General features: G+C 59.8%; 21 protein-coding genes. 12 read left to right on the plus strand and 9 right to left on the minus strand.

Annotation, left to right across the window (positions count from 1 at the left end; all coding sequences use genetic code 11):
- Positions 1-9 precede the first annotated feature (9 nt).
- Complete coding sequence (locus tag N7U68_RS17160) at positions 10-462, plus strand: GbsR/MarR family transcriptional regulator (protein WP_263047599.1); 453 nt, start codon at positions 10-12, stop codon at positions 460-462.
- An 81-nt stretch (positions 463-543) separates the two neighbouring features.
- Positions 544-1,029: a flavodoxin family protein gene (locus N7U68_RS17165; protein ID WP_263047600.1), complete on the plus strand. Its 486-nt coding sequence runs from the start codon at positions 544-546 to the stop codon at positions 1,027-1,029.
- Between the two features lie 6 nt (positions 1,030-1,035).
- On the opposite strand, the gene N7U68_RS17170 is transcribed toward N7U68_RS17165, so the two are convergent.
- Positions 1,036-1,698 carry a GntR family transcriptional regulator gene (locus N7U68_RS17170; RefSeq protein ID WP_165193568.1) on the minus strand — a complete coding sequence of 221 codons (663 nt, stop codon included), beginning with the start codon at positions 1,696-1,698 and terminating at the stop codon, positions 1,036-1,038.
- 70 nt (positions 1,699-1,768) lie between these two features.
- On the opposite strand from N7U68_RS17170, the gene N7U68_RS17175 reads away from it, so the two are divergent.
- Both N7U68_RS17175 and tig read left to right on the plus strand, forming a co-directional pair.
- Complete coding sequence (locus N7U68_RS17175) at positions 1,769-2,920, plus strand: benzoate/H(+) symporter BenE family transporter (RefSeq protein ID WP_263047601.1); 1,152 nt, start codon at positions 1,769-1,771, stop codon at positions 2,918-2,920.
- A 124-nt stretch (positions 2,921-3,044) separates the two neighbouring features.
- Positions 3,045-4,376 (plus strand): trigger factor, encoded by a 1,332-nt coding sequence (gene tig / locus N7U68_RS17180; protein ID WP_165193564.1) that lies wholly within the window; start codon positions 3,045-3,047, stop codon positions 4,374-4,376.
- A 172-nt stretch (positions 4,377-4,548) separates the two neighbouring features.
- On the opposite strand, the gene N7U68_RS17185 is transcribed toward tig, so the two are convergent.
- The 4 genes from N7U68_RS17185 to N7U68_RS17200 form a co-directional block, all read right to left on the minus strand.
- Complete coding sequence (locus N7U68_RS17185; protein WP_165193562.1) at positions 4,549-5,031, minus strand: lytic transglycosylase domain-containing protein; 483 nt, start codon at positions 5,029-5,031, stop codon at positions 4,549-4,551.
- Between the two features lie 116 nt (positions 5,032-5,147).
- Positions 5,148-6,866 (minus strand): methionine--tRNA ligase, encoded by a 1,719-nt coding sequence (metG, locus tag N7U68_RS17190; protein ID WP_263047602.1) that lies wholly within the window; start codon positions 6,864-6,866, stop codon positions 5,148-5,150.
- A gap of 67 nt (positions 6,867-6,933) precedes the next feature.
- Positions 6,934-8,157, minus strand: coding sequence for an MFS transporter (locus N7U68_RS17195; RefSeq protein WP_165193558.1), 1,224 nt, complete (start codon positions 8,155-8,157; stop codon positions 6,934-6,936).
- Positions 8,158-8,247: 90 nt separating this feature from the next.
- Positions 8,248-8,817, minus strand: a complete 570-nt coding sequence (locus N7U68_RS17200; RefSeq protein WP_263047603.1) for a YceI family protein — start codon at positions 8,815-8,817, stop codon at positions 8,248-8,250.
- A 211-nt stretch (positions 8,818-9,028) separates the two neighbouring features.
- Between N7U68_RS17200 and N7U68_RS17205 the strand changes: the two genes are divergently transcribed.
- Positions 9,029-10,072: an aldo/keto reductase gene (locus tag N7U68_RS17205; RefSeq protein ID WP_263047604.1), complete on the plus strand. Its 1,044-nt coding sequence runs from the start codon at positions 9,029-9,031 to the stop codon at positions 10,070-10,072.
- Here the strand turns inward: N7U68_RS17205 and N7U68_RS17210 are convergent.
- Complete coding sequence (locus N7U68_RS17210) at positions 10,066-10,938, minus strand: helix-turn-helix domain-containing protein (RefSeq protein ID WP_263047605.1); 873 nt, start codon at positions 10,936-10,938, stop codon at positions 10,066-10,068. The genes N7U68_RS17205 and N7U68_RS17210 overlap by 7 nt on opposite strands.
- Before the next feature lie 119 nt (positions 10,939-11,057).
- On the opposite strand from N7U68_RS17210, the gene N7U68_RS17215 reads away from it, so the two are divergent.
- From N7U68_RS17215 to N7U68_RS17225, 3 genes are read left to right on the plus strand one after another with little or no spacing between them, the layout of a single operon-like run.
- Positions 11,058-11,264, plus strand: a complete 207-nt coding sequence (locus N7U68_RS17215) for a DUF2061 domain-containing protein (protein WP_263047606.1) — start codon at positions 11,058-11,060, stop codon at positions 11,262-11,264.
- The gene (locus N7U68_RS17220) at positions 11,257-12,147 is read left to right on the plus strand and encodes a fatty acid desaturase (RefSeq protein WP_263047607.1); all 891 of its coding nucleotides are present in this window, start codon (positions 11,257-11,259) and stop codon (positions 12,145-12,147) included. The genes N7U68_RS17215 and N7U68_RS17220 overlap by 8 nt, the downstream gene beginning before the upstream one ends.
- Before the next feature lie 20 nt (positions 12,148-12,167).
- Positions 12,168-13,070, plus strand: coding sequence for an EamA family transporter (locus N7U68_RS17225; protein WP_263047608.1), 903 nt, complete (start codon positions 12,168-12,170; stop codon positions 13,068-13,070).
- Here N7U68_RS17225 and N7U68_RS17230 read toward each other — a convergent pair.
- Entirely contained in the window at positions 13,033-13,740 is a 708-nt protein-coding gene (locus tag N7U68_RS17230) for an NUDIX hydrolase (protein WP_263047609.1), read from the minus strand. The two genes, N7U68_RS17225 and N7U68_RS17230, sit on opposite strands and share 38 nt — an antisense overlap.
- Positions 13,741-13,770: 30 nt before the next feature.
- Complete coding sequence (locus N7U68_RS17235) at positions 13,771-14,175, minus strand: DUF983 domain-containing protein (protein WP_165193544.1); 405 nt, start codon at positions 14,173-14,175, stop codon at positions 13,771-13,773.
- Between the two features lie 225 nt (positions 14,176-14,400).
- Here N7U68_RS17235 and N7U68_RS17240 point away from each other — a divergent pair, with 225 nt between their 5' ends.
- The 4 genes from N7U68_RS17240 (at position 14,401) to N7U68_RS17255 (ending at position 16,369) form a co-directional block, all read left to right on the plus strand.
- Positions 14,401-14,874 (plus strand): EF-hand domain-containing protein, encoded by a 474-nt coding sequence (locus tag N7U68_RS17240; protein ID WP_165193542.1) that lies wholly within the window; start codon positions 14,401-14,403, stop codon positions 14,872-14,874.
- 85 nt (positions 14,875-14,959) lie between these two features.
- Positions 14,960-15,544 (plus strand): RNA polymerase sigma factor, encoded by a 585-nt coding sequence (locus N7U68_RS17245; RefSeq protein WP_263049183.1) that lies wholly within the window; start codon positions 14,960-14,962, stop codon positions 15,542-15,544.
- Positions 15,537-15,896 (plus strand): hypothetical protein, encoded by a 360-nt coding sequence (locus N7U68_RS17250; protein WP_263047610.1) that lies wholly within the window; start codon positions 15,537-15,539, stop codon positions 15,894-15,896. Before N7U68_RS17245 ends, N7U68_RS17250 begins: the two co-directional genes overlap by 8 nt.
- On the plus strand, positions 15,896-16,369 hold the full coding sequence (locus N7U68_RS17255) for a periplasmic heavy metal sensor (protein WP_263047611.1): 474 nt from the start codon (positions 15,896-15,898) through the stop codon (positions 16,367-16,369). The genes N7U68_RS17250 and N7U68_RS17255 overlap by 1 nt, the downstream gene beginning before the upstream one ends.
- Before the next feature lie 20 nt (positions 16,370-16,389).
- On the opposite strand, the gene N7U68_RS17260 is transcribed toward N7U68_RS17255, so the two are convergent.
- A complete protein-coding gene (locus N7U68_RS17260; RefSeq protein ID WP_263047612.1) occupies positions 16,390-17,781 on the minus strand; it encodes a diguanylate cyclase in 1,392 nt (463 codons plus the stop codon).
- Positions 17,782-17,804 lie beyond the last annotated feature (23 nt).

Below are 17,804 nucleotides of genomic sequence, written 5' to 3' on the forward strand. Positions count from 1 at the left end.
GTCCAGAAGATGACCAAGGACATGCAACAGACACGCATTGAGTTCATTGAGAAGATCGGCCTGATCGCGCAGGGCGATGGCTTGCCTCGGATCGCCGGGCGCGTTCTGGGCTTACTGGTGTGGGGCGGTGATGCTGTGGCGTTCGGTGATATTGCCAGCCAACTACAGGTCAGTCGCGGCAGCGTCAGCACGGCCACGCGGATTCTGGAAGATCGTTGCCTAGTGCGGCGTGTCACCAAGCCGGGACAGAGGCAGGATTTTTTCCAGCTGTCCGACAATCCCTATGCCAGCATGATGGAAGGTGTGGCGACAGGCCTGGCGCGTGCGCAGCATGAAATTGATAATACGTTGGCCGAGATTCCGGATGAGGCAACCGACGTTAAGGCGCGCGTGGCAGCCTATGCGAATTTCTACCAAAGCTTGAACAAGGCCGTTCGTGGGATCATCGATGATATTGGATAAGTAGCCCTTTTCGGTCGGTGTCCCCGACAGGTGAAGGGCAGCAATATGGTACAGCGGCGCGGCAACGGGTAACATGGGGCCATGACCAAGCTCTTGATTGTCTATCATTCGAAAACCGGCGGTAGTCGACAAATGGCCGAGGCTGCGGCGGACGCTGCGCGTGATGAGGCAGAGACGATACTGAAACGTGCCGATCAGGCTGGCCCGAATGATTTGCTGGAGGCTGACGGGTATATCTTTTGCGGGCCAGAGAACCTTGCCGCGATTGCAGGGGTGATGAAGGATTTCTTTGATCGTTGTTATTATCCGGTTTTGGGCAAGATCGAGGCGCGGCCCTATGCGCAGATGGTCTGTGCTGGGTCGGACGGCGAAAATGCTGTACGTCAGGTTGCGCGGATCGCGCAGGGATGGCGCCTGCGTCAAGTGCAGGATCCGCTGATCGTCTGCACCCACGCCCAGACGCCAGAGGAAATTCTGGCCGAAAAAACAATACCCGAAGCCGAACTGGATACATGCCGCGAGCTGGGCATGGCGCTGGCGGCAGGGCTGAGCATGGGCGTGTTCTGATCTGCGCTATGTCGCGATTTGGCCTTCCTCAATCAGTGCGGTGCTGAGCGTACTCACTGCCGTGTCGATATGATAGGTTAGCAGACTTACGGCGTGATCAGCATCCCGCGCCCGGCAGGCGCCCAAGATCGCGTGATGTTCGGCATGCGACGTCCCGGCATAGTCCAGTTTTTCGACCGTACGCCGCAGGTAGCGTTCTGCCAGCAGACCAAGCGCGTCGATATGTGCCAGCAGACGCGGGCGTGCTGCGGGCATGTATAACTGACGGTGAAAATCGGCGTTGAGTTGTGCAAACTCAGCGGGTGGTGCTGCCTCCAGCCGGGTCTGGATCGCCTCTGCCTCGTCAATGTGCGCATCGCTGAGGTTGGGCACCGCGCGGCGCAGCGCCAGTGTTTCGGCGGCAATCCGCATCTCACTTAGCTCGATCAGATCAGCAATGCGCAGTGGCGTTACCCGTGCGCTGGTGTTTGGCACGATGCTGACCAGCCCATCATGCTCCAGCCGTCGCAAGGCCTCGCGTACGGGAATGCGGCTGACCGCAAATCGCGCGGCGATCTCTTGTTGTCCCAGCGGCGCGTTTGGAGGCAGCGCGCCTGACAAAATGTCGGCGCGCAGGCCGGTTACGATCTGTTCGGCCTGATCGCCGCGTGTGTGAGGAGGCGTATGCATGGCAGCCCTTCATTGACTTCATTTTATATTGTATCCAAAAATTTGAATTGGATACAATCAGAGAATCGCTATGCGCATTTCAATCGTCATTTCCGCACTGGTGGCTGTATTGGTCGGCTTTGGTGGCTCCGTCGCGATCATCCTCGCTGCCGCCGATGCGCTGGAGGCAACCGAGGGGCAGAAGGCGACATGGATCACGGTTCTGTGCCTGTCGATGATGATCACAACCGGATATCTCAGCCTGCGCCACCGCCTGCCGATTGTCACCGCATGGTCCACGCCAGGTGCGGCACTGTTGGCGGGTGTCAGCGGCACGTCGCTGGAAGTGGCGGCCGGGGCGTTCGTGCTGGCCGCGTTGTTGTTGATCGCGACAGGGTTGGTGCCGATGCTGGAACGGGCGGTGTCACGCATCCCCGGCGCGGTGGCCTCTGCGATGTTGGCTGGGGTGCTCTTTACCTTCGTTGCGGATGCGTTTCGCGCCGTGCCGGGGGCAGAGGCGCTGGTGTTGCCGCTGCTTGCGCTGTTTTTCCTAGTGCGATTGTTCTCGCCCATTTGGGCGGTGCTGACCGTGTTGGCGGTCGGGGTGCCGTTGGCGATGTGGCTAGGACTGGCCGCGCCCGTCTGGCAGGGTGGCCTGCCGCCGATGGAGATGATCGTGCCGGTGTTCGATCCGGGCGCTGTTCTGGGGATCGCGGTACCGCTCTATCTGGTGACGATGGCATCGCAGAACCTGCCGGGATTTGCCGTGCTACGTGCTGCGGGATATCCGGTGCCGGGGCGGTCGATCCTGTTGGTCACAGGGGCCGCGTCTGCGGTGTCGGCGCTCTGGGGGGCGCATTCCAGCAATCTGGCCGCGATCACCGCGTCGATCTGTACGGGACCGGACGCGCATCCCGACCCGGAGAAACGCTGGCTGACCGGGCCCGTCTATGCGGTGGGCTATGCCGCGATTGCGCTTGTGGCGATGCCTTTGGTGCTGCTCTTTGCCAGCTTTCCGCCTGCCCTGATAGCGGTGGTGGCAGGCGTGGCATTGCTGGGGCCGTTTATCGGGTCATTGGGCGGGGCACTGGCGACGTCGGCGCATGCGGCACCTGCGGCTGTCACCTTTGTCGTGACTGCCTCGGGCCTGAGTATGATGGGCATTGGCGCGGCTTTCTGGGGACTGGCGGCGGGGCTGGTGCTGGTTGCGCTGGAATGGGCGGCAACGACTGTGCGGCGCTGAGCTGCTACGCGATCGCCCTGCGCAAAGACTCTGCTTGCGCCTGCACCCGGCCAGCCCTAGAAAGCCTCTGATTTTGACCGCTGCGGACGCCTCCGCGGCCCGATGCAATGGATGAGGACGAACAATGCAGGTCACCGAGACCCAAAATGAGGGGCTGAAACGCGCCTACACGATGCTGCTCACGGCGCAAGAGCTGGATGACAAGGTCATCGAAAAGCTGAAAGAAGCGCAACCCGATGTCGAAATGAAGGGCTTTCGCAAAGGCAAAGTGCCGCTGGCCCTGATGAAAAAGAACTTTGGCCCCCGCGTGATGGGCGAGGCCATGCAAGAGGCCGTCGACAATGCGATGAAGGCCCATTTCGAGGCCACTGGTGACCGTCCTGCGGGCGAGCCAGCAGTCAAGATGGCCAATGAAGATTGGAAAGAGGGCGACGACGTTCAGGTCGAAATGTCCTATGAGGCACTGCCCGAAATCCCCGATCTGGACATGAAAAAAGTCAAGCTGGAGCGGATGAAAGTCACGCCTGATGATGCGGCCGTGGACGAAGCTCTGGCGAGCCTTGCGGAAAGTGCTCAGGATTTTGATGATCGCAAGAAGGGCAGCAAGGCCAAAGATGGCGATCAGATCACGATGGATTTCGTCGGCAAGGTTGACGGCGAGGCATTCGAGGGTGGCTCGGCAGAGGATTATCCGCTGGTTCTGGGTTCCAACAGCTTTATCCCCGGATTCGAGGAACAGCTGGTTGGCGTGAAAGCGGACGAAGAAAAAGACGTGACCGTCAATTTCCCCGACGATTATCAGGCAGAGCATCTGGCTGGTAAAGAAGCAGTGTTCAGCTGCACGATCAAAGCGGTCAAGGCGCCCAAGGCGGCGGAAATCGACGACGAGTTGGCCAAGAAGTTTGGTGCCGAGGACCTTGATGGTCTGAAAGGGCAGATCCGCGAGCGGCTGGAAGCCGAATACGCCGGTGCCGCCCGCGCGGTGATGAAGCGCGCGCTGCTGGATCAACTGGATGAGATGGTCGATTTTGATCTGCCGCCGTCGATGGTCGACTCTGAGGCAGGCCAGATCGCGCACCAGTTGTGGCACGACGAGAACCCCGATGTTCAGGGCCACGACCATCCTGAAGTCGAGCCGACCGAAGAACATATCAAGCTGGCCAAGCGCCGTGTGCGTCTGGGTCTGCTACTCGCCGATCTGGGGCAGCGCGCCGAAGTTCAGGTGTCGGATGCGGAGATGACCCAAGCGATCATGGAGCAGGCCCGCCAGTACCCCGGTCAGGAACGCCAGTTCTTTGAGTATGTGCAGCAGAACCAGCAGATGCAGCAGCAGATGCGCGCGCCGATCTTCGAGGAAAAGGTCGTCGATTATGTGGTCGAGCTGTCGGACGTGACCGAAAAGGAAGTGTCCAAGGATGAGCTGCAAAAGCAGATCGAGGCGCTTGACGAAGAGTGACCTAGGCGGCGTAAGCCACGCTGAAAGTTGGAACGGGAGGCATTATGCCTCCCGTTTTTTGTTTCTGACGTGAATTGGACTTGCTGTGGATAGCTATGCCGAATGACGGAAATATGTATTTCCTAGCTTGTTGTTTGTGCAGAAAGTGCTCTGCACCGTTGAGAATGTCACTTTATCGGCAATGCCGGGCAATCTCGCGTTCCAGCAAACCAGTCTCGACCAGCTGACAACGATCACGGGCCTCATAGTAGTAGCCGCGCGCGTACCACATCACCGCCTCATCCATGTCACCATCCGATACCAGCCACGCGCCGCGCAGGTACTTCACCGCCCAGCGTAGATTGGTTTCGGCATCCAACAGGTCATTGGGTTGCCCGCGAAAGCCCATGCCGCGCGCCGTGGCGGGCAGGATTTGCATCATACCGTAATAGGGACCGTTACGGGCCGCTGGCCGGTAGTCGCTCTCGCGCTGGATGACCTTGTGAACCAGTGGGCGGGGCACGTCGTAATGGTCTGCGTATTGGTTGACGAGCAGGCGGATTTGCGGCGTTTCCCCCGGATAGAGGGCAGGGCCGACAACGGTTTCTGGGGCTTTCGTCGACCCGCAGGCACCTAGGAGCAGCAGGACGGCGGGGATGCAGAGGCGTGCGAACATTTGCGGTCACGTGTCCCGTGAGGATTGATCGCCGCACAAAGGCCGCAGAACCACGCGAAAATCAAGAGCGACCGATGAGGCTTGGCAGCTTTCCGCCAGTGCGGGCATGCGGTTGATTAGTCTCGGGTGCCGGAAAACCGCGCTTGCCATTCCCCGAGTTGCTCATCGGTAATCTTGGCAAAGAGCACCTCGGGCACGGTAAAGGCATGGCCGGGTTTCAACGCCTCAAGCGCTGCGGGGACATCGTCGGGCCAGCTGTCATCATCCGTCTGCATGCCAGCCAACATCGCTGCGGCGGCATCGGGGATGAACGGCGCGCTGAGCACCGCATAGACGCGGATCAGGTTCAGTGCCAACCGGATCTGCGCGGCGGCGCGGTGGGGGTCGGTCTTGAACGTGGACCATGGTGCGACGGTTTGCAGATATTCGTTGCCTGCGACCCATATGGCGCGCAACTCGGCGGCTGATTTGCGCACTTCCATCGCTTCCATATGCGCCTCGTAGACGCGGATGCGGGTGGTCAGTGTTTCAATCAGCGTCGTTTCTTCGGGTCCGAATGTGCCGCTCTCGGGTACGGTTTCGTCGAATTTTGAGCGGCAGAACTTGGTCACGCGGCTTACGAAATTGCCCAGAACATCAGCCAGGTCCTTGTTCGTCGCGCTTTGGAAATTCTCCCAGGTAAACTCAGAATCGCTCGACTCTGGCGCATGGCTGAGCAGCCACCAGCGCCAATAATCCGCTGGCAGGATGTCCAGCGCCTGATCCATAAACACACCACGACCTTGTGACGTGCTGAACTGGCCGCCGTCATAGTTGAGGTAGTTGAATGATTTGATGTAATCGACCAGCTTCCAAGGCTCGCCGCTGCCCAGAATGGTGGCTGGAAAGCTGAGGGTGTGAAACGGCACGTTATCCTTGCCCATGAACTGGGTGTAGCGCACGTCATCCGCGCCCATATCGGTGCGCCACCAGCGTTGCCAGTCGGAATCTGTCAGGTCGTTGGCCTGCGCCCATTCTCCGGCGCAGGCGATGTATTCGATCGGCGCGTCAAACCAGACGTAAAAGACCTTGCCCTCCATGCCCGGCCAGTCCTCGGTCCCCTTGCGGACGGGAATACCCCAATCCAGATCGCGGGTGATGCCGCGGTCGCGCAGACCGTCGCCATCATTCAGCCACTTGCGCGCGATGGATGTTGTCAGGATGGGCCAGTCTGCTTTGCTGTCGATCCAGTCGTTCAACTGGCCGCGCATCCCTGATTGTTTGAGGTAGAGGTGTTTTGTCTCACGCACTTCCAGATCGGTAGAGCCGGAAATGGCGCTGCGGGGCTCAATCAGGTCTGTCGGGTCGAGCTGTTTGGTGCAGTTCTCGCACTGGTCGCCGCGCGCTTTGTCGTAGCCGCAGTTGGGGCACGTGCCCTCGATGTAGCGGTCGGGAAGGAAACGACCATCAGCGTTAGAATAAACCTGCTTTTCACTGACTTCGCGGATCAGGTCCTGATCGGCCAGGCGGCCTGCGAAATGCTGGGTCAGCGCGTGGTTCTGCGGACTGGATGATCGCCCGAAATGATCAAAGCTAAGGCGGAAGCCACGCGCGATGTCGGCTTGAACAATGTGCATTTCGGCGCAGTAGTCCGCGACGGGTTTGCCAGCTTTGGCTGCGGCCAGTTCGGCGGGTGTGCCGTGTTCGTCCGTCGCGCAGAGGAATAGAACTTCGTGCCCGCGCTGGCGCAGATAACGCGCATATAGGTCTGCGGGCAGCTGGCTGCCGATGAGGTTGCCCAGATGCTTGATCCCGTTGATGTAGGGGATCGCCGAAGTAATCAGATGCCGTGCCATAATGTGCCTGTTCCTGCGTCGCGCAGCCATCCTTTAACGCAGCTTGGGCAGGGGGGCCAGAGGCGGGTTAGTCCTGATCGCGGCTTTGGCGTGTGAGCCGTCCGATGATGAAACTGGTTCGCGGCGACCAGACATAGCGCGTGCGATCTGCGCGGGTCGGGCGGGCACGCATCCGGGTGAGGCCAAAGAGGATGAGCACTGCATGACCGATGGCGATCATCACGAACATCGCCGAAGGGCCGAATGCTGCGATCAGCTTTGAGGCGACCAAGGGGGCGGCGATGGCGCCGAGTGCATAGAAGAACATCAGTGCGGCCGATAGTTCGACCCGCTGATCGTTTCTGGCAAAGTCATTGGCATGCGCTGCCGAGACGGAAAAGATCGGAAACGACGTGAGGCCAAAGAAGAACGCGGTCCACATGACGCCGGTTTGGCTCAGGTTAGGAACGAGTGCGGTAACGATGCAGGTCACAATCGCTGCTAAGGACAATCCGATCAGCACATGCCGCCGGTCGAATTTATCCGCCAACCAGCCAACGGGATATTGTGCCAATGCCCCGCCGAGGACGCAAGCGGCGAGGAAATAGGCGATCTGATCAACCGCAAGCCCGACCTGTTGTCCATAGAGCGGGCCGACCATGCGGAACGTCGCGCTGGACAGCGCCGCAACGACCACCCCAAGGGCCGCTAGCGGCGAACAGGCAATGGCAAGGCTGGGGCGCAGCCGCGGGGCGACAGGCGTTTCTGGTTCGCGCATCTTGGTCAGTGTCAACGGCAACAGCGCGGCACAGCAAAACAGCGCCAGAATGTTGTAGGAAACATAAGAGGCGGGTGCGAGTACCGAAATCAACATCTGCGCCAGCAGCGAAGCGCCCATGTCGACCAGACGGTAGACGCCCATGGTGCGGCCGCGCGATTCGTTGGTAACCTTGGCCTGCAGCCAAGCCTCAATCACCGTGTAGCATCCTGCGACGCAGATGCCTGTCGCCACCCGCATCAATGCCCAGGCGTAGGGATCGATGACCAGCATGTGAGACATCAGCCCAATTGTGCCAGCAGCCGTCAGCGCGGCAAAGGCACGGCTGTGCCCGACGCTGCCCATCAGGCGTGGTGCCCACCAGCAACCGATGAAAAAGCCCAGGAAATGCGCCGATCCCAGCAGGCCGATCTGCGCGGTGGTGAAATCAAGTGCCAACCCGCTGAGTGCATCAAGTGGGCCGACGCCGCCCGACGAAAATTGCAGGAAAATCACGGACAAGAAGAGAGCAGCAAAGGAAATGATCATACGCATAATGCGGCCAGACTGTCACGAAGTGCGGTGCGCGCACCATGTGTATTCGACATCAGGTGGTCGTTTTTGGTCTATTCACTCAACGCAGAGTCATTTCTCGATTTGCGCGACAATACGAAGGCCAATCCGGTCACCTACAAAGCCCGGATATCCACCCGCGCCAAAGGCGTCTCGGCTGATCGTCCCTGATAGCAGCACGGTCAGCTTGTCTCGGTTGGATGCGTCTGTGCCGCGTTGGCGAAAGACGCCTGCTTTCAAAGTTACGGGATGGGTGACGCCGCGAATCGTCAGGTTGCCTGTTACGCTGGCGCCTTGCAAATCGCCGATGATACGCGTTGACTGAAAATGGATTTCCGGAAAATTGGCAGTATCCAGTACTTCTGGTCCCTTCATCATGCCGGTGACAAAGGCCACACCGGTTTGTGCTGCCTGCGCATCAAGTGTCACGTGGACAGTGCTGCGTTGCACATTTTCTAGGTCGATCATCATTCGGGCAGTCTTGATTGGCATCGTTCCGGGCTGCGCCGTCCCGTCCATATCCAGTTCGAAGCCGACCTGACTACGCGCCGTGTCGAGGCGATAGAGTTCGGGGGCGGCGTGTGGGGCGGTGGCAACACCGACCAACAGGCCGAGCGCGAGGGTCATCGAGCGGAGCAACATGAACGTACCTTTCTACGATGCCTTGGTCTTTATACCTGATGCGGGATGGTTGAGCGATAGGTATTAAAAAGCGCGCTTTTGCAACGGGTTGATGTGCTGCAATGAGGGCTGTGCCAGCCAACAGACCAGAAGCAACCAATCGGGTCTACAGCTTCGATGCAAAAGGCATTAAAGTTTCGCCTGACGGAGAAAGCTGTGACAGGATTGCGTGATGAAGATGAACCCGCTGGGCCGCACCGGGCTGATGGTGAGTGAGTTGTGCTTAGGCTCAATGACATGGGGCACCCAGAACACCCAAGATGAAGGACATGCACAGATTGACCGCGCTCTGGAACGTGGGATCAACATCATAGACACTGCCGAGATGTATCCCGTGAATCCAAAGGGGCCGGAAACGCAGGGTCGCACCGAAGAGATCATCGGCGCATGGTTCGCAAAAAGCGGTCGACGTGACGAGGTAATCCTCGGGACCAAAGTTTCGGGCGAAGGTTACGGCGCGGTACGCGACGGCGCGCCGATATCTTCGGCCACGATACGCGAGGCCGTCGAGGGATCGCTGAAACGTTTGCAGACTGATTACATCGACCTTTATCAACTGCACTGGCCCAATCGCGGTAGTTACATGTTTCGGCAGAACTGGACTTTTGACCCGTCAGGCCAGAACACTGCCGAAGTTTTGGACCATATGGAGGACGTGTTGGGTGCTCTTGCCCGCGAAGTGGAACGCGGCACCATACGTCATGTCGGCCTGTCGAACGAAAGCGCGTGGGGCACGGCGCAATGGCTACGTCTGGCGGAGGCCGGTTATGGGCCGCGCATGGCGTCGATCCAGAACGAATATTCGCTGCTCTGCCGTCTCTTCGACACTGATTTGGCGGAACTGAGCATGCATGAGGATGTCGGGCTGCTGTCGTTCACGCCATTGGCGGCGGGGCTGCTGACCGGCAAGTATCAGGGCGGTGCAGTGCCGGACGGGTCGCGCATGTCAATCGTTTCCGACCTCGGCGGGCGGGTCACAGACCGGGTGCCGGGGGCGGTGCAGGCCTATCTGGACATCGGGGAACGGCATGATCTGGATCCGGTTCATTTAGCGCTGGCGTGGGCTGCGCAGCGTCCGTTCATGGCTTCTGTCATCTTTGGCGCAACCAGCATGTCACAACTGGACCGGGCGCTGGATGCCAGCGAAATCGTGCTAAGCGAGGCCGTGTTAAAGGAAATCGACGCGGCACACCGGGCGCATCCCATGCCCTACTGATCACTACGGTCCATTTTAGTCGCGATCTGTTCGAGGTGGTCGGGCATTTCGCGGGCTGCAACCGCCGCTTCGCGCACGAGATGGTCGAAATGCTCGGTCATGGCGCGTACGCGTTCTGTGTCGCGAAAGGCCATGTAATTTCGCCCGATATAGATCACCGCCAATAACGGGCCAAAGATCGTGACAGGGGCAGAATATACCCGCCGAGCGTCAAAGAGGTAAAGCCGCAGGCGTGGATAGAGTTGCTGTGTCATCTCTGTCATATGGGCGATCTGGGCACGCCGAATGTCGTGGGGCAGTCCGCGATAATACCCTTCGCCCCGTGCGCAACTGTGCAATTCGGATATTGGCAAGGCGATTTCATAGTCCGATTGCGCGCTGCGCATCCATGTCAGGCGATCCTCTGACGCGCCGATAACCTGATCGGTGCTGCGGCCCAGATGGGGGGTGTACTCCCATTCCAGCATAGCGCGGGTTTTCAACATGTCGGGCAGACCTGCGGGGACGTGGCGAATTTTGTAACCTGCCGCCTCCTTGTGCCATTGAAAGATTTGCTCATCCACCAGTGCGCGCGGTGCCTCGGTCAGCGACAACGAGTTGGCAAGGATGTCGGCGGCGGTCTCTGGCCGGTCGGTGAGGCCCAAGAGCCAGTCAGCCGAAATGCCCAGCACACGTGCACATTCTCCGACCACCTGAGCGTTGGGAAGGCGTGGGCTGTCACCGGATAAAAGCTGAGAAATGGTCGAGCGGTCCACACCGATGGCGCGGGCCAGCGCGCTCTGGCTGATACGCTTGCGTTGCATCGCTTCGGCCAAACGCCCGCGAAAGAGCAAAGATCGGATACGTTTGTCTGTTTTTTCTAGCATAACGTGAATTTAATCACAGATGCGGAAGAATGTTAACTACATACGGAATGCCCTCCTGCCATTTCCTGACGTAACGCTTTTGTTAGGGCCGCTTTTGAGGTCCGGAAGCAGGAGGATTTATGGAACGGCCCAAGCGAACCTTGATCAAGGCGGTTATCTGGAACTTGATGGGGTTGATCATCATGGCATTGGTGGGTTTGGCTATGACTGGCTCCGCCACGGTGGGCGGGGCAATGGCGTTGATCAACACGGCGATCGGGCTGACCACATATGTCATCTACGAGCGTATCTGGTCGCGTATCCGCTGGGGCACACAGCATGGATAGTCGCTCCACGGAATGGCCGACTCTGGTGTTGCTGGTGCTGGTCTATGCGATCTGGGGCCTGTCGATCACATGGGCTGCGGCGTTATGGCTGCCGCTGGGGATGGTGCTGGCGACGCTGACCATTGCACAACATTCATCGCTGACGCATGAAGTGTTGCATGGTCATCCGTTTCATAACCAACGCCTGAACGAAGCACTGGTGTTTCCGTGCCTCGGTCTGCTGGTGCCCTACCTACGATTCCGCGATTTGCATCTGGACCATCACCGAGACTCGTTGCTGACCGATCCTTATGACGACCCGGAATCAAACTATCTGGATCCGGAAGTCTGGTGCCGGCTGCCGCGCTGGTGGCGTCGCGTGCTCATGTTTAACAACACGTTGCTGGGTCGGCTGGTCGTGGGACCGCTGGTGGGTCAACTGATGTTCATGCATGCCGATTGGCGGGCGATCCGGGTTGGCGACACCGCCGCGCTGCGCGGTTGGCTATGGCACATCCCGGCGGCGGGTCTGGTGCTGTGGGCGCTGAGTTACGCCACGATGCCACTCTGGGCCTATCTGATATGCGCCTATGCCGGGCTGTCGATTCTGAAAATTCGGACATTTTTGGAACATCGCGCGCATGAACGATGCAGTGGGCGGACCGTGGTGATTGAAGACCGTGGGCCGCTGGCACTGATTTTCCTCAACAATAACTACCACGTCGTTCATCATATGCACCCCAAGGAGCCGTGGTATCGTCTGCCCGGCCTCTATGTTCGCAATCGCGCGCACTACCTGAATCGCAATGATAACTACGTGTACATGAGCTATGCACAGATTTTCAGGCGGTATTTTCTGCATGCCAAGGACACTGTGCCGCATCCGCTCTGGCCTAAGTCCTGAATTCGGTGCATTCCGGGCCGATGGAAGCCTGGATCATTCTCGCCATCGCCGCCGCCGCGTTCCAGACGTTGCGCTTCATGCTGCAAAAAACACTGGCGACCGGTACATTGTCTGCGGGTGGCGCGACCTTCGCGCGATTCTTTTACTCCATGCCTTTCGTCATTTCGCTGGCGGCTGGGTATCTGGTTCTGACAGATACGGCGCTGCCGGGGTATTCCGCCCGGTTCTGGATGTTTGCGCTCTGCGGTGGCTTGGCACAGGTTTTTGCAACGTGGTGCGTTGTTGCCCTCTTTGCGCAACGCAACTTTGCGGTCGGCATCACGTTCAAGAAAACCGAAGTCGTGCAGACCGCAATCGTCGGCCTTGTCGTGCTGGGCGATCGGATCAGCATGGTTGGCCTCGCCGCGATCATTTTGGGACTGGTCGGGGTGCTGATCCTGTCGGACACACCCGAAATGACCGGTCGCTGGCACCGGCGTATCGTCAATCGGGCGGCGGGTCTGGGGCTACTGTCCGGCGCGCTTTTTGCCGTATCGGCGGTAGGGTATCGTGGTGCTACGTTGGAGATCGCGAGCGACGATGCGCTGCTGCGCGCGTTGGTCACACTGGCGGTCGTGACCACATCGCAGACCGTCGGGATGGCCGCGTGGTTGGCATGGCGCGAGCGGGGACAAATCACAAGCGTGATCGCCGCGAGGCGCACTGCCATCTGGATGGGACTGACTGGCATGTGTGGCAGCCTGTGCTGGTTCACTGCCTTTACCTTGCAGAATGCCGCGTATGTTTTTGCCGTGGGGCAGGTCGAGGTGATTTTCTCGCTTGTCGCATCGGTGTTGTTCTTTGGTGAAAAGATAACGGCCCGCGAGGGCACAGGTATCGCGCTGATCACTCTGAGTGTGATGGCTGTGGGGGTCTTCCTTTGAGCCGCAGGAACAGGCTGGCTTCGTCGTCGTTGCGAAAGAACGGAACCGATGCAGGCGGTTCGGGGTCGCCCGCCCGCGCAGCAATCTCGGCCAGAACGACCTCGGTTATGAATGGCAGGTCAAAGCGGCGCGCGTCCTTGAGCGGCACCCATTGCAAATGGGACAGTTCCTCGCAGGCGGCGCTGAAATCATCCAGATCGGTGGCCACGTGGGCGGCATCGGCCAGAAAAAAACGCGCATCAAAACGTCGTGGCCGACCCGGCGGCGTGATTGCCCGAAACACGAATTGCAGCGCCGACGCGTCGGGTCGGTGGCCGGTGGTGGCGTAGCTCTGCCAATCCGTGGGAATATCGCCTGACCAATCGCCGCGTTGGCCAAGGATCAGCCCGGTTTCTTCCCATAACTCACGGATCGCAGCCACTGCCAACGCGTGGCTGATGTTCTGCGCGCTGTCCTCTGCCAGACGTTCGGCGCATAGCGTCGGCAGTGGGGCGGCCAACGATATGTCTGCATCCTCTGCGTCGACAGCGCCGCCGGGAAAAACGAACTTGTTCGGCATAAACGCGGCCTGCGCACCGCGCTGTCCCATCAGGACATGCGGTGCCGTCGTGGGGTCACGCAGAACGATCACCGTCGCCGCATCGCGCAACTGAGATTTATCGACAGTCATGCAGGCCCTTTCCCCATTTCTAGCGGAGTGTCAGGCTTTTTTGCCGAACCCGTGCATTTGCCGGGCCCACTGAAACGCCACAACACACCCCTTTAGTCTGGGCAGAAGGTAGAGTGACAGGCTGACGCAGCCAATAGCGAATATCGTGAAGAGTACCAGTGGTTCCGGGCGGAAGCGCACGAAAACGATATGCAGCAACGGTGCCATGAGGTGCCCCACGATCAGGATTGTCAGATAGGCTGGCCCATCATCTGCGCGATTTTGCGAAAGGTCCTCGCGGCAAACCGTGCAGGTGTCGCGCACCTTGAGATAGCTTTTCATCAGCGGACCTGACCCGCAATTGGGGCATTTGCGGCGAAACCCCTTGCGCAGCGCAGGCCAGAGCTCGCGCTCTGCTTCAGGCGCATCAACGATTTCAGCAGTATTATCGGACATTCGGGGCCTCATTCTAACTTGGGTGGAAAATGAGGGATCAGGCCAACGAATGAAAGGGGTAGCAGACCGTTGCGTCGTGATGTCGCGCGTTGGCGGGCCAGTTCACGCATCCGTGAACGAGATTATGTCGTTACGGGCGACGGAATGCTGAGGCCCGTGCGTATCAGTCTGCAGAAGCCGGCGAACAGCGGGCTTCGCATAGAAACGCTAAAGGAGATTGAAGATATGGAAAATACAGGCAAAATCATCTGCCTCGGCGTCGCGATCATGCTGGGAACAGTCAGTGTCGGTGCGGCAGATACCGACAAGGGCGAGCGTATGCATGGTCCACGGCACAGCTTTGAGGAGATCGATACCAATGCAGATGGGCAAATCACCCGCGAAGAGATTGCAGCGCATCGTGCGGATCGCTTTGCAGCGGTGGACACCGATGGCGATGGTGCCCTTTCCGAGGCTGAACTGACGGCTCAGGCCGAGGCCCGTACTGCCCGTCGTGTGGCCCGCATGATCAAGCGGCATGATGCCAATGGGGATGGTGTGCTTAGCCAGGAAGAGATGGAATCGCGTCACAAGCGCGACCATTTCAAACGCATGGACACCGACGGTGACGGCGCTATCTCGGCCGAAGAGTTCGCGGAGTTTAAACCTCATCGTGGCCACGGCAAAGGTCATGGCAAGAACAAGAAGAGCGCGGACTGATAGCATCGTCCTGACCGGGGTTCTGATCTGGAATCCCGGTCTTGCACGATTGCGGGCACAAACGGGGCAGGATACGGCTTGGGTGATGGAGATGCCGCTAGACGCAATGGATGAAGCGCCGGACGATGTGCTGTTGGCGCGCTTTGCCCAAGGGGACGCGGGCGCCGCACGGGTTTTGACGCTGCGGATGACGCCGCGTGTTTTCGCGCATGCGGTGCGGATGCTGGGCAACCGCGCCGAAGCCGAGGATGTAGCGCAGGAGGCAATGCTGCGGCTGTGGCGTGTGGCCTCTGACTGGCGCGCAGGCGAGGCAAAGGTGACGACCTGGCTTTATCGGGTGACGGCCAATCTATGCCTTGATCGGTTGCGGCGCGGTGATGGCATTGCGCAAGAAATGACCGAAGAACCGGTTGATCCGGCACCGGGGCCGGGCGCTGCGATGCAAGAGCAAAGCCGCACTGACGCTTTGCAGGCAGCATTGGCGCGGTTGCCGGAGCGGCAGCGGCAAGCAGTGGTGCTGCGGCATCTGGATGGGCTGGGGAATATTCAGATCGCCGAGATCATGGGAATTAGTGCTGAGGCGGTCGAGAGCCTGACCGCACGCGGAAAACGGGCGCTGTCAGCCGATCTGGCGGGCAGGCAAGCCGAACTGGGGTATCGCGATGAGTGACCACGAGGACAAAATGCTGGAAGACTGCTTTGCCGCCGCGCGGCAGGCTGCGCCGGAACCAGATTCGGCATTGCTGGCGCGGGTGATGGCGGATGCGCGGCAGGTGCAGAGCCGCTCGCAGCGCGCGCCGCGTCGGGTTGGTCTATGGGCGAGGCTGCGGCTGGAATTGGGCGGGTGGCCTGCGGTTGCCGGGCTGAGTGCTGCCGCACTGACCGGTCTCTGGATCGGGATCAGCCCGCCCGACGGGGTTCTGACTGCGGCCGAAGGATATCTGGGGGCGGGAACCGGATCGGATTATGTCGTTGATCTGAGCGCAAGCGCCGGGTTCGATTTTGAGGAAGGAATGCTCTGATGGCGGAAGAACAACATGTACGGCCACGGATGAGCGGTCGGTTGCGCATCTTGCTGGCGCTGTCGCTGGGACTGAACCTGCTGGTTGTCGGGGTGGTTGCGGGCGCGGCGATCAACACGCACAAATGGCGCGATCACGGAGGTCGCCACGAGATGATGGGCGGGCCATTGACCCGTGCACTGAGTGACGAGGACCGGCGTGCGATCGGCCGCGCGATGCGGGCAGCAAGGCCTGATAAGAGTGAGACGAGGGCGGAACGCGGCGCGGCCATGACCGCGCTTCTGTCCGAGCTGCGCAGGGTGCCGTTTGATCCTGTTGCGCTGGCCGCGAAAATGGAGGCAAGTCACGCTAAGATGCGAGATCGGGTCGCACAGGGGCAGGCGCTGTTGCTGGACCGGCTGACGGCCATGACCGATGAGGAGCGCGCGGCCTATGCGGACCGGGTTGAAACGCATCGGCGGCACCGTCGTTAAGGCAGTTCTGGCCAGTCCTGTCAGGCTGCGGACATGGCGCTGTAGGTGACCGTGTTGCGCCCGCGGGCCTTGGCTGCATAGAGCGCACGGTCGGCCTCGCTCAGTACCGTGTCCAGACTAAGTGGACCAGGTGCGCGCGCGTCATGTACAAGCGTCACGCCGATGCTGATTGTCACACGGGTAGGAGTTCCTCCATCGGGGAGCGCGATCGCAGCGTCCCTGATCAGCTGACACAGCCTGTCGGCTGTTCCTCGCGCCACGGCGCAAGGGGTGTCAGGGAGTACGATCAGGAATTCCTCGCCGCCGATCCGGGCAATCATGTCGGCGTCTCGCAGGTTGCCCTGCAAGAGCGTGGCGACCTGCCGCAGCACTGCATCGCCTGAGGCATGACCGAGCGTGTCATTGACCCGCTTGAAGTGGTCCAGGTCGGCAACCATTACGGCAAAGGGGCGGGAACGTTCATTCGGTGCTTCGATCAATTGTTGCAAGAATGGCAGAGCAAAGCGCCGATTGTAGAGTCCGGTCAAAGGATCAATCATTGCATCACGCAAGCCGTCTTGCATACGGCACCTCAGGTGATCGACTACTTGCTTACGCAATATCTGGTTATTCAGCCGCAATGCCAGTTCTTGTGTGTCGGCGACGTCGGTCATGATGTCGTTCGCGCCAAGATCAAGTAATGTTGCAACCATCTGCGGCGCTGCATCCTGCACAACCGCCATGATATGACTGTGACGGGTGTCGGGGGACGCGCGTAATTCCGCCATGACCTTTTGCCCGGTGTCATGGTTGTTCTGGTCGGTCATGATCACAAAGATGTCCGGTGCTCGTGCGCCGATCTGCGCGGTCATAGGCTGATCCGCAGTGATGATCGTCAGATGGTGAGCCGAGCAGCGTGACAGTCTTGTGCGCAGGGCCATGGCCGATGCTCGGTCGGCTGCGACAATGGCAATCTGCCCGCGTACGGCAAAACGGCTTTGTGCATCGGCAAAACCGCTGATGTTGTCAGGACTGGTATTGAGGCGCAAATCCTGCAGATTGTGGTGTTGTCGCAGAAGGCTACGGATGCGCGCCATCAGCGTCCGCTCGTCCAGCGGATGGCTCACAACGTCATCGGCACCGGCTCGCAACGCGGCCGTTCGTCCGGTCCAGTCACCAGGGCTCAGCAAGGCAACAACAGGTGTCGCGGCAAGGCTACGACGCGCGCGCAGTTGGTCGATAAACCCCGCGATGTCCGCATCGGGCAACGGCGTCCCGACAATGATCATGTCAGGTGGCGTCGCGCTGGCACAGCGCAAGGCGTCGGCCGCGTTGGCGGCTTGGCTGACGCTGAAATGCGCCGATGTCAGTTTGACCTTCAGGACGATCCTGTTGGTCGCGACGGCATCGACGATCAGAATGTTCCCTGACATGGGCGGTTGCCTTTCTGACTTGC

The organism is Roseovarius pelagicus, from assembly GCF_025639885.1.
In the GTDB taxonomy this organism is placed as follows: Bacteria; Pseudomonadota; Alphaproteobacteria; order Rhodobacterales; family Rhodobacteraceae; genus Roseovarius; species Roseovarius pelagicus.

Coding starts and splice junctions, on each gene's coding strand:
- N7U68_RS17160 (WP_263047599.1), top strand. CDS start 10: ATGACCAAGGACATGCAACAGACACGCATTGAGTTCATTGAGAAGATC.
- N7U68_RS17165 (WP_263047600.1), top strand. CDS start 544: ATGACCAAGCTCTTGATTGTCTATCATTCGAAAACCGGCGGTAGTCGA.
- N7U68_RS17170 (WP_165193568.1), bottom strand. CDS start 1,698: ATGCATACGCCTCCTCACACACGCGGCGATCAGGCCGAACAGATCGTA.
- N7U68_RS17175 (WP_263047601.1), top strand. CDS start 1,769: ATGCGCATTTCAATCGTCATTTCCGCACTGGTGGCTGTATTGGTCGGC.
- tig (WP_165193564.1), top strand. CDS start 3,045: ATGCAGGTCACCGAGACCCAAAATGAGGGGCTGAAACGCGCCTACACG.
- N7U68_RS17185 (WP_165193562.1), bottom strand. CDS start 5,031: ATGTTCGCACGCCTCTGCATCCCCGCCGTCCTGCTGCTCCTAGGTGCC.
- metG (WP_263047602.1), bottom strand. CDS start 6,866: ATGGCACGGCATCTGATTACTTCGGCGATCCCCTACATCAACGGGATC.
- N7U68_RS17195 (WP_165193558.1), bottom strand. CDS start 8,157: ATGCGTATGATCATTTCCTTTGCTGCTCTCTTCTTGTCCGTGATTTTC.
- N7U68_RS17200 (WP_263047603.1), bottom strand. CDS start 8,817: ATGTTGCTCCGCTCGATGACCCTCGCGCTCGGCCTGTTGGTCGGTGTT.
- N7U68_RS17205 (WP_263047604.1), top strand. CDS start 9,029: ATGAAGATGAACCCGCTGGGCCGCACCGGGCTGATGGTGAGTGAGTTG.
- N7U68_RS17210 (WP_263047605.1), bottom strand. CDS start 10,938: ATGCTAGAAAAAACAGACAAACGTATCCGATCTTTGCTCTTTCGCGGG.
- N7U68_RS17215 (WP_263047606.1), top strand. CDS start 11,058: ATGGAACGGCCCAAGCGAACCTTGATCAAGGCGGTTATCTGGAACTTG.
- N7U68_RS17220 (WP_263047607.1), top strand. CDS start 11,257: ATGGATAGTCGCTCCACGGAATGGCCGACTCTGGTGTTGCTGGTGCTG.
- N7U68_RS17225 (WP_263047608.1), top strand. CDS start 12,168: ATGGAAGCCTGGATCATTCTCGCCATCGCCGCCGCCGCGTTCCAGACG.
- N7U68_RS17230 (WP_263047609.1), bottom strand. CDS start 13,740: ATGACTGTCGATAAATCTCAGTTGCGCGATGCGGCGACGGTGATCGTT.
- N7U68_RS17235 (WP_165193544.1), bottom strand. CDS start 14,175: ATGTCCGATAATACTGCTGAAATCGTTGATGCGCCTGAAGCAGAGCGC.
- N7U68_RS17240 (WP_165193542.1), top strand. CDS start 14,401: ATGGAAAATACAGGCAAAATCATCTGCCTCGGCGTCGCGATCATGCTG.
- N7U68_RS17245 (WP_263049183.1), top strand. CDS start 14,960: ATGGAGATGCCGCTAGACGCAATGGATGAAGCGCCGGACGATGTGCTG.
- N7U68_RS17250 (WP_263047610.1), top strand. CDS start 15,537: ATGAGTGACCACGAGGACAAAATGCTGGAAGACTGCTTTGCCGCCGCG.
- N7U68_RS17255 (WP_263047611.1), top strand. CDS start 15,896: ATGGCGGAAGAACAACATGTACGGCCACGGATGAGCGGTCGGTTGCGC.
- N7U68_RS17260 (WP_263047612.1), bottom strand. CDS start 17,781: ATGTCAGGGAACATTCTGATCGTCGATGCCGTCGCGACCAACAGGATC.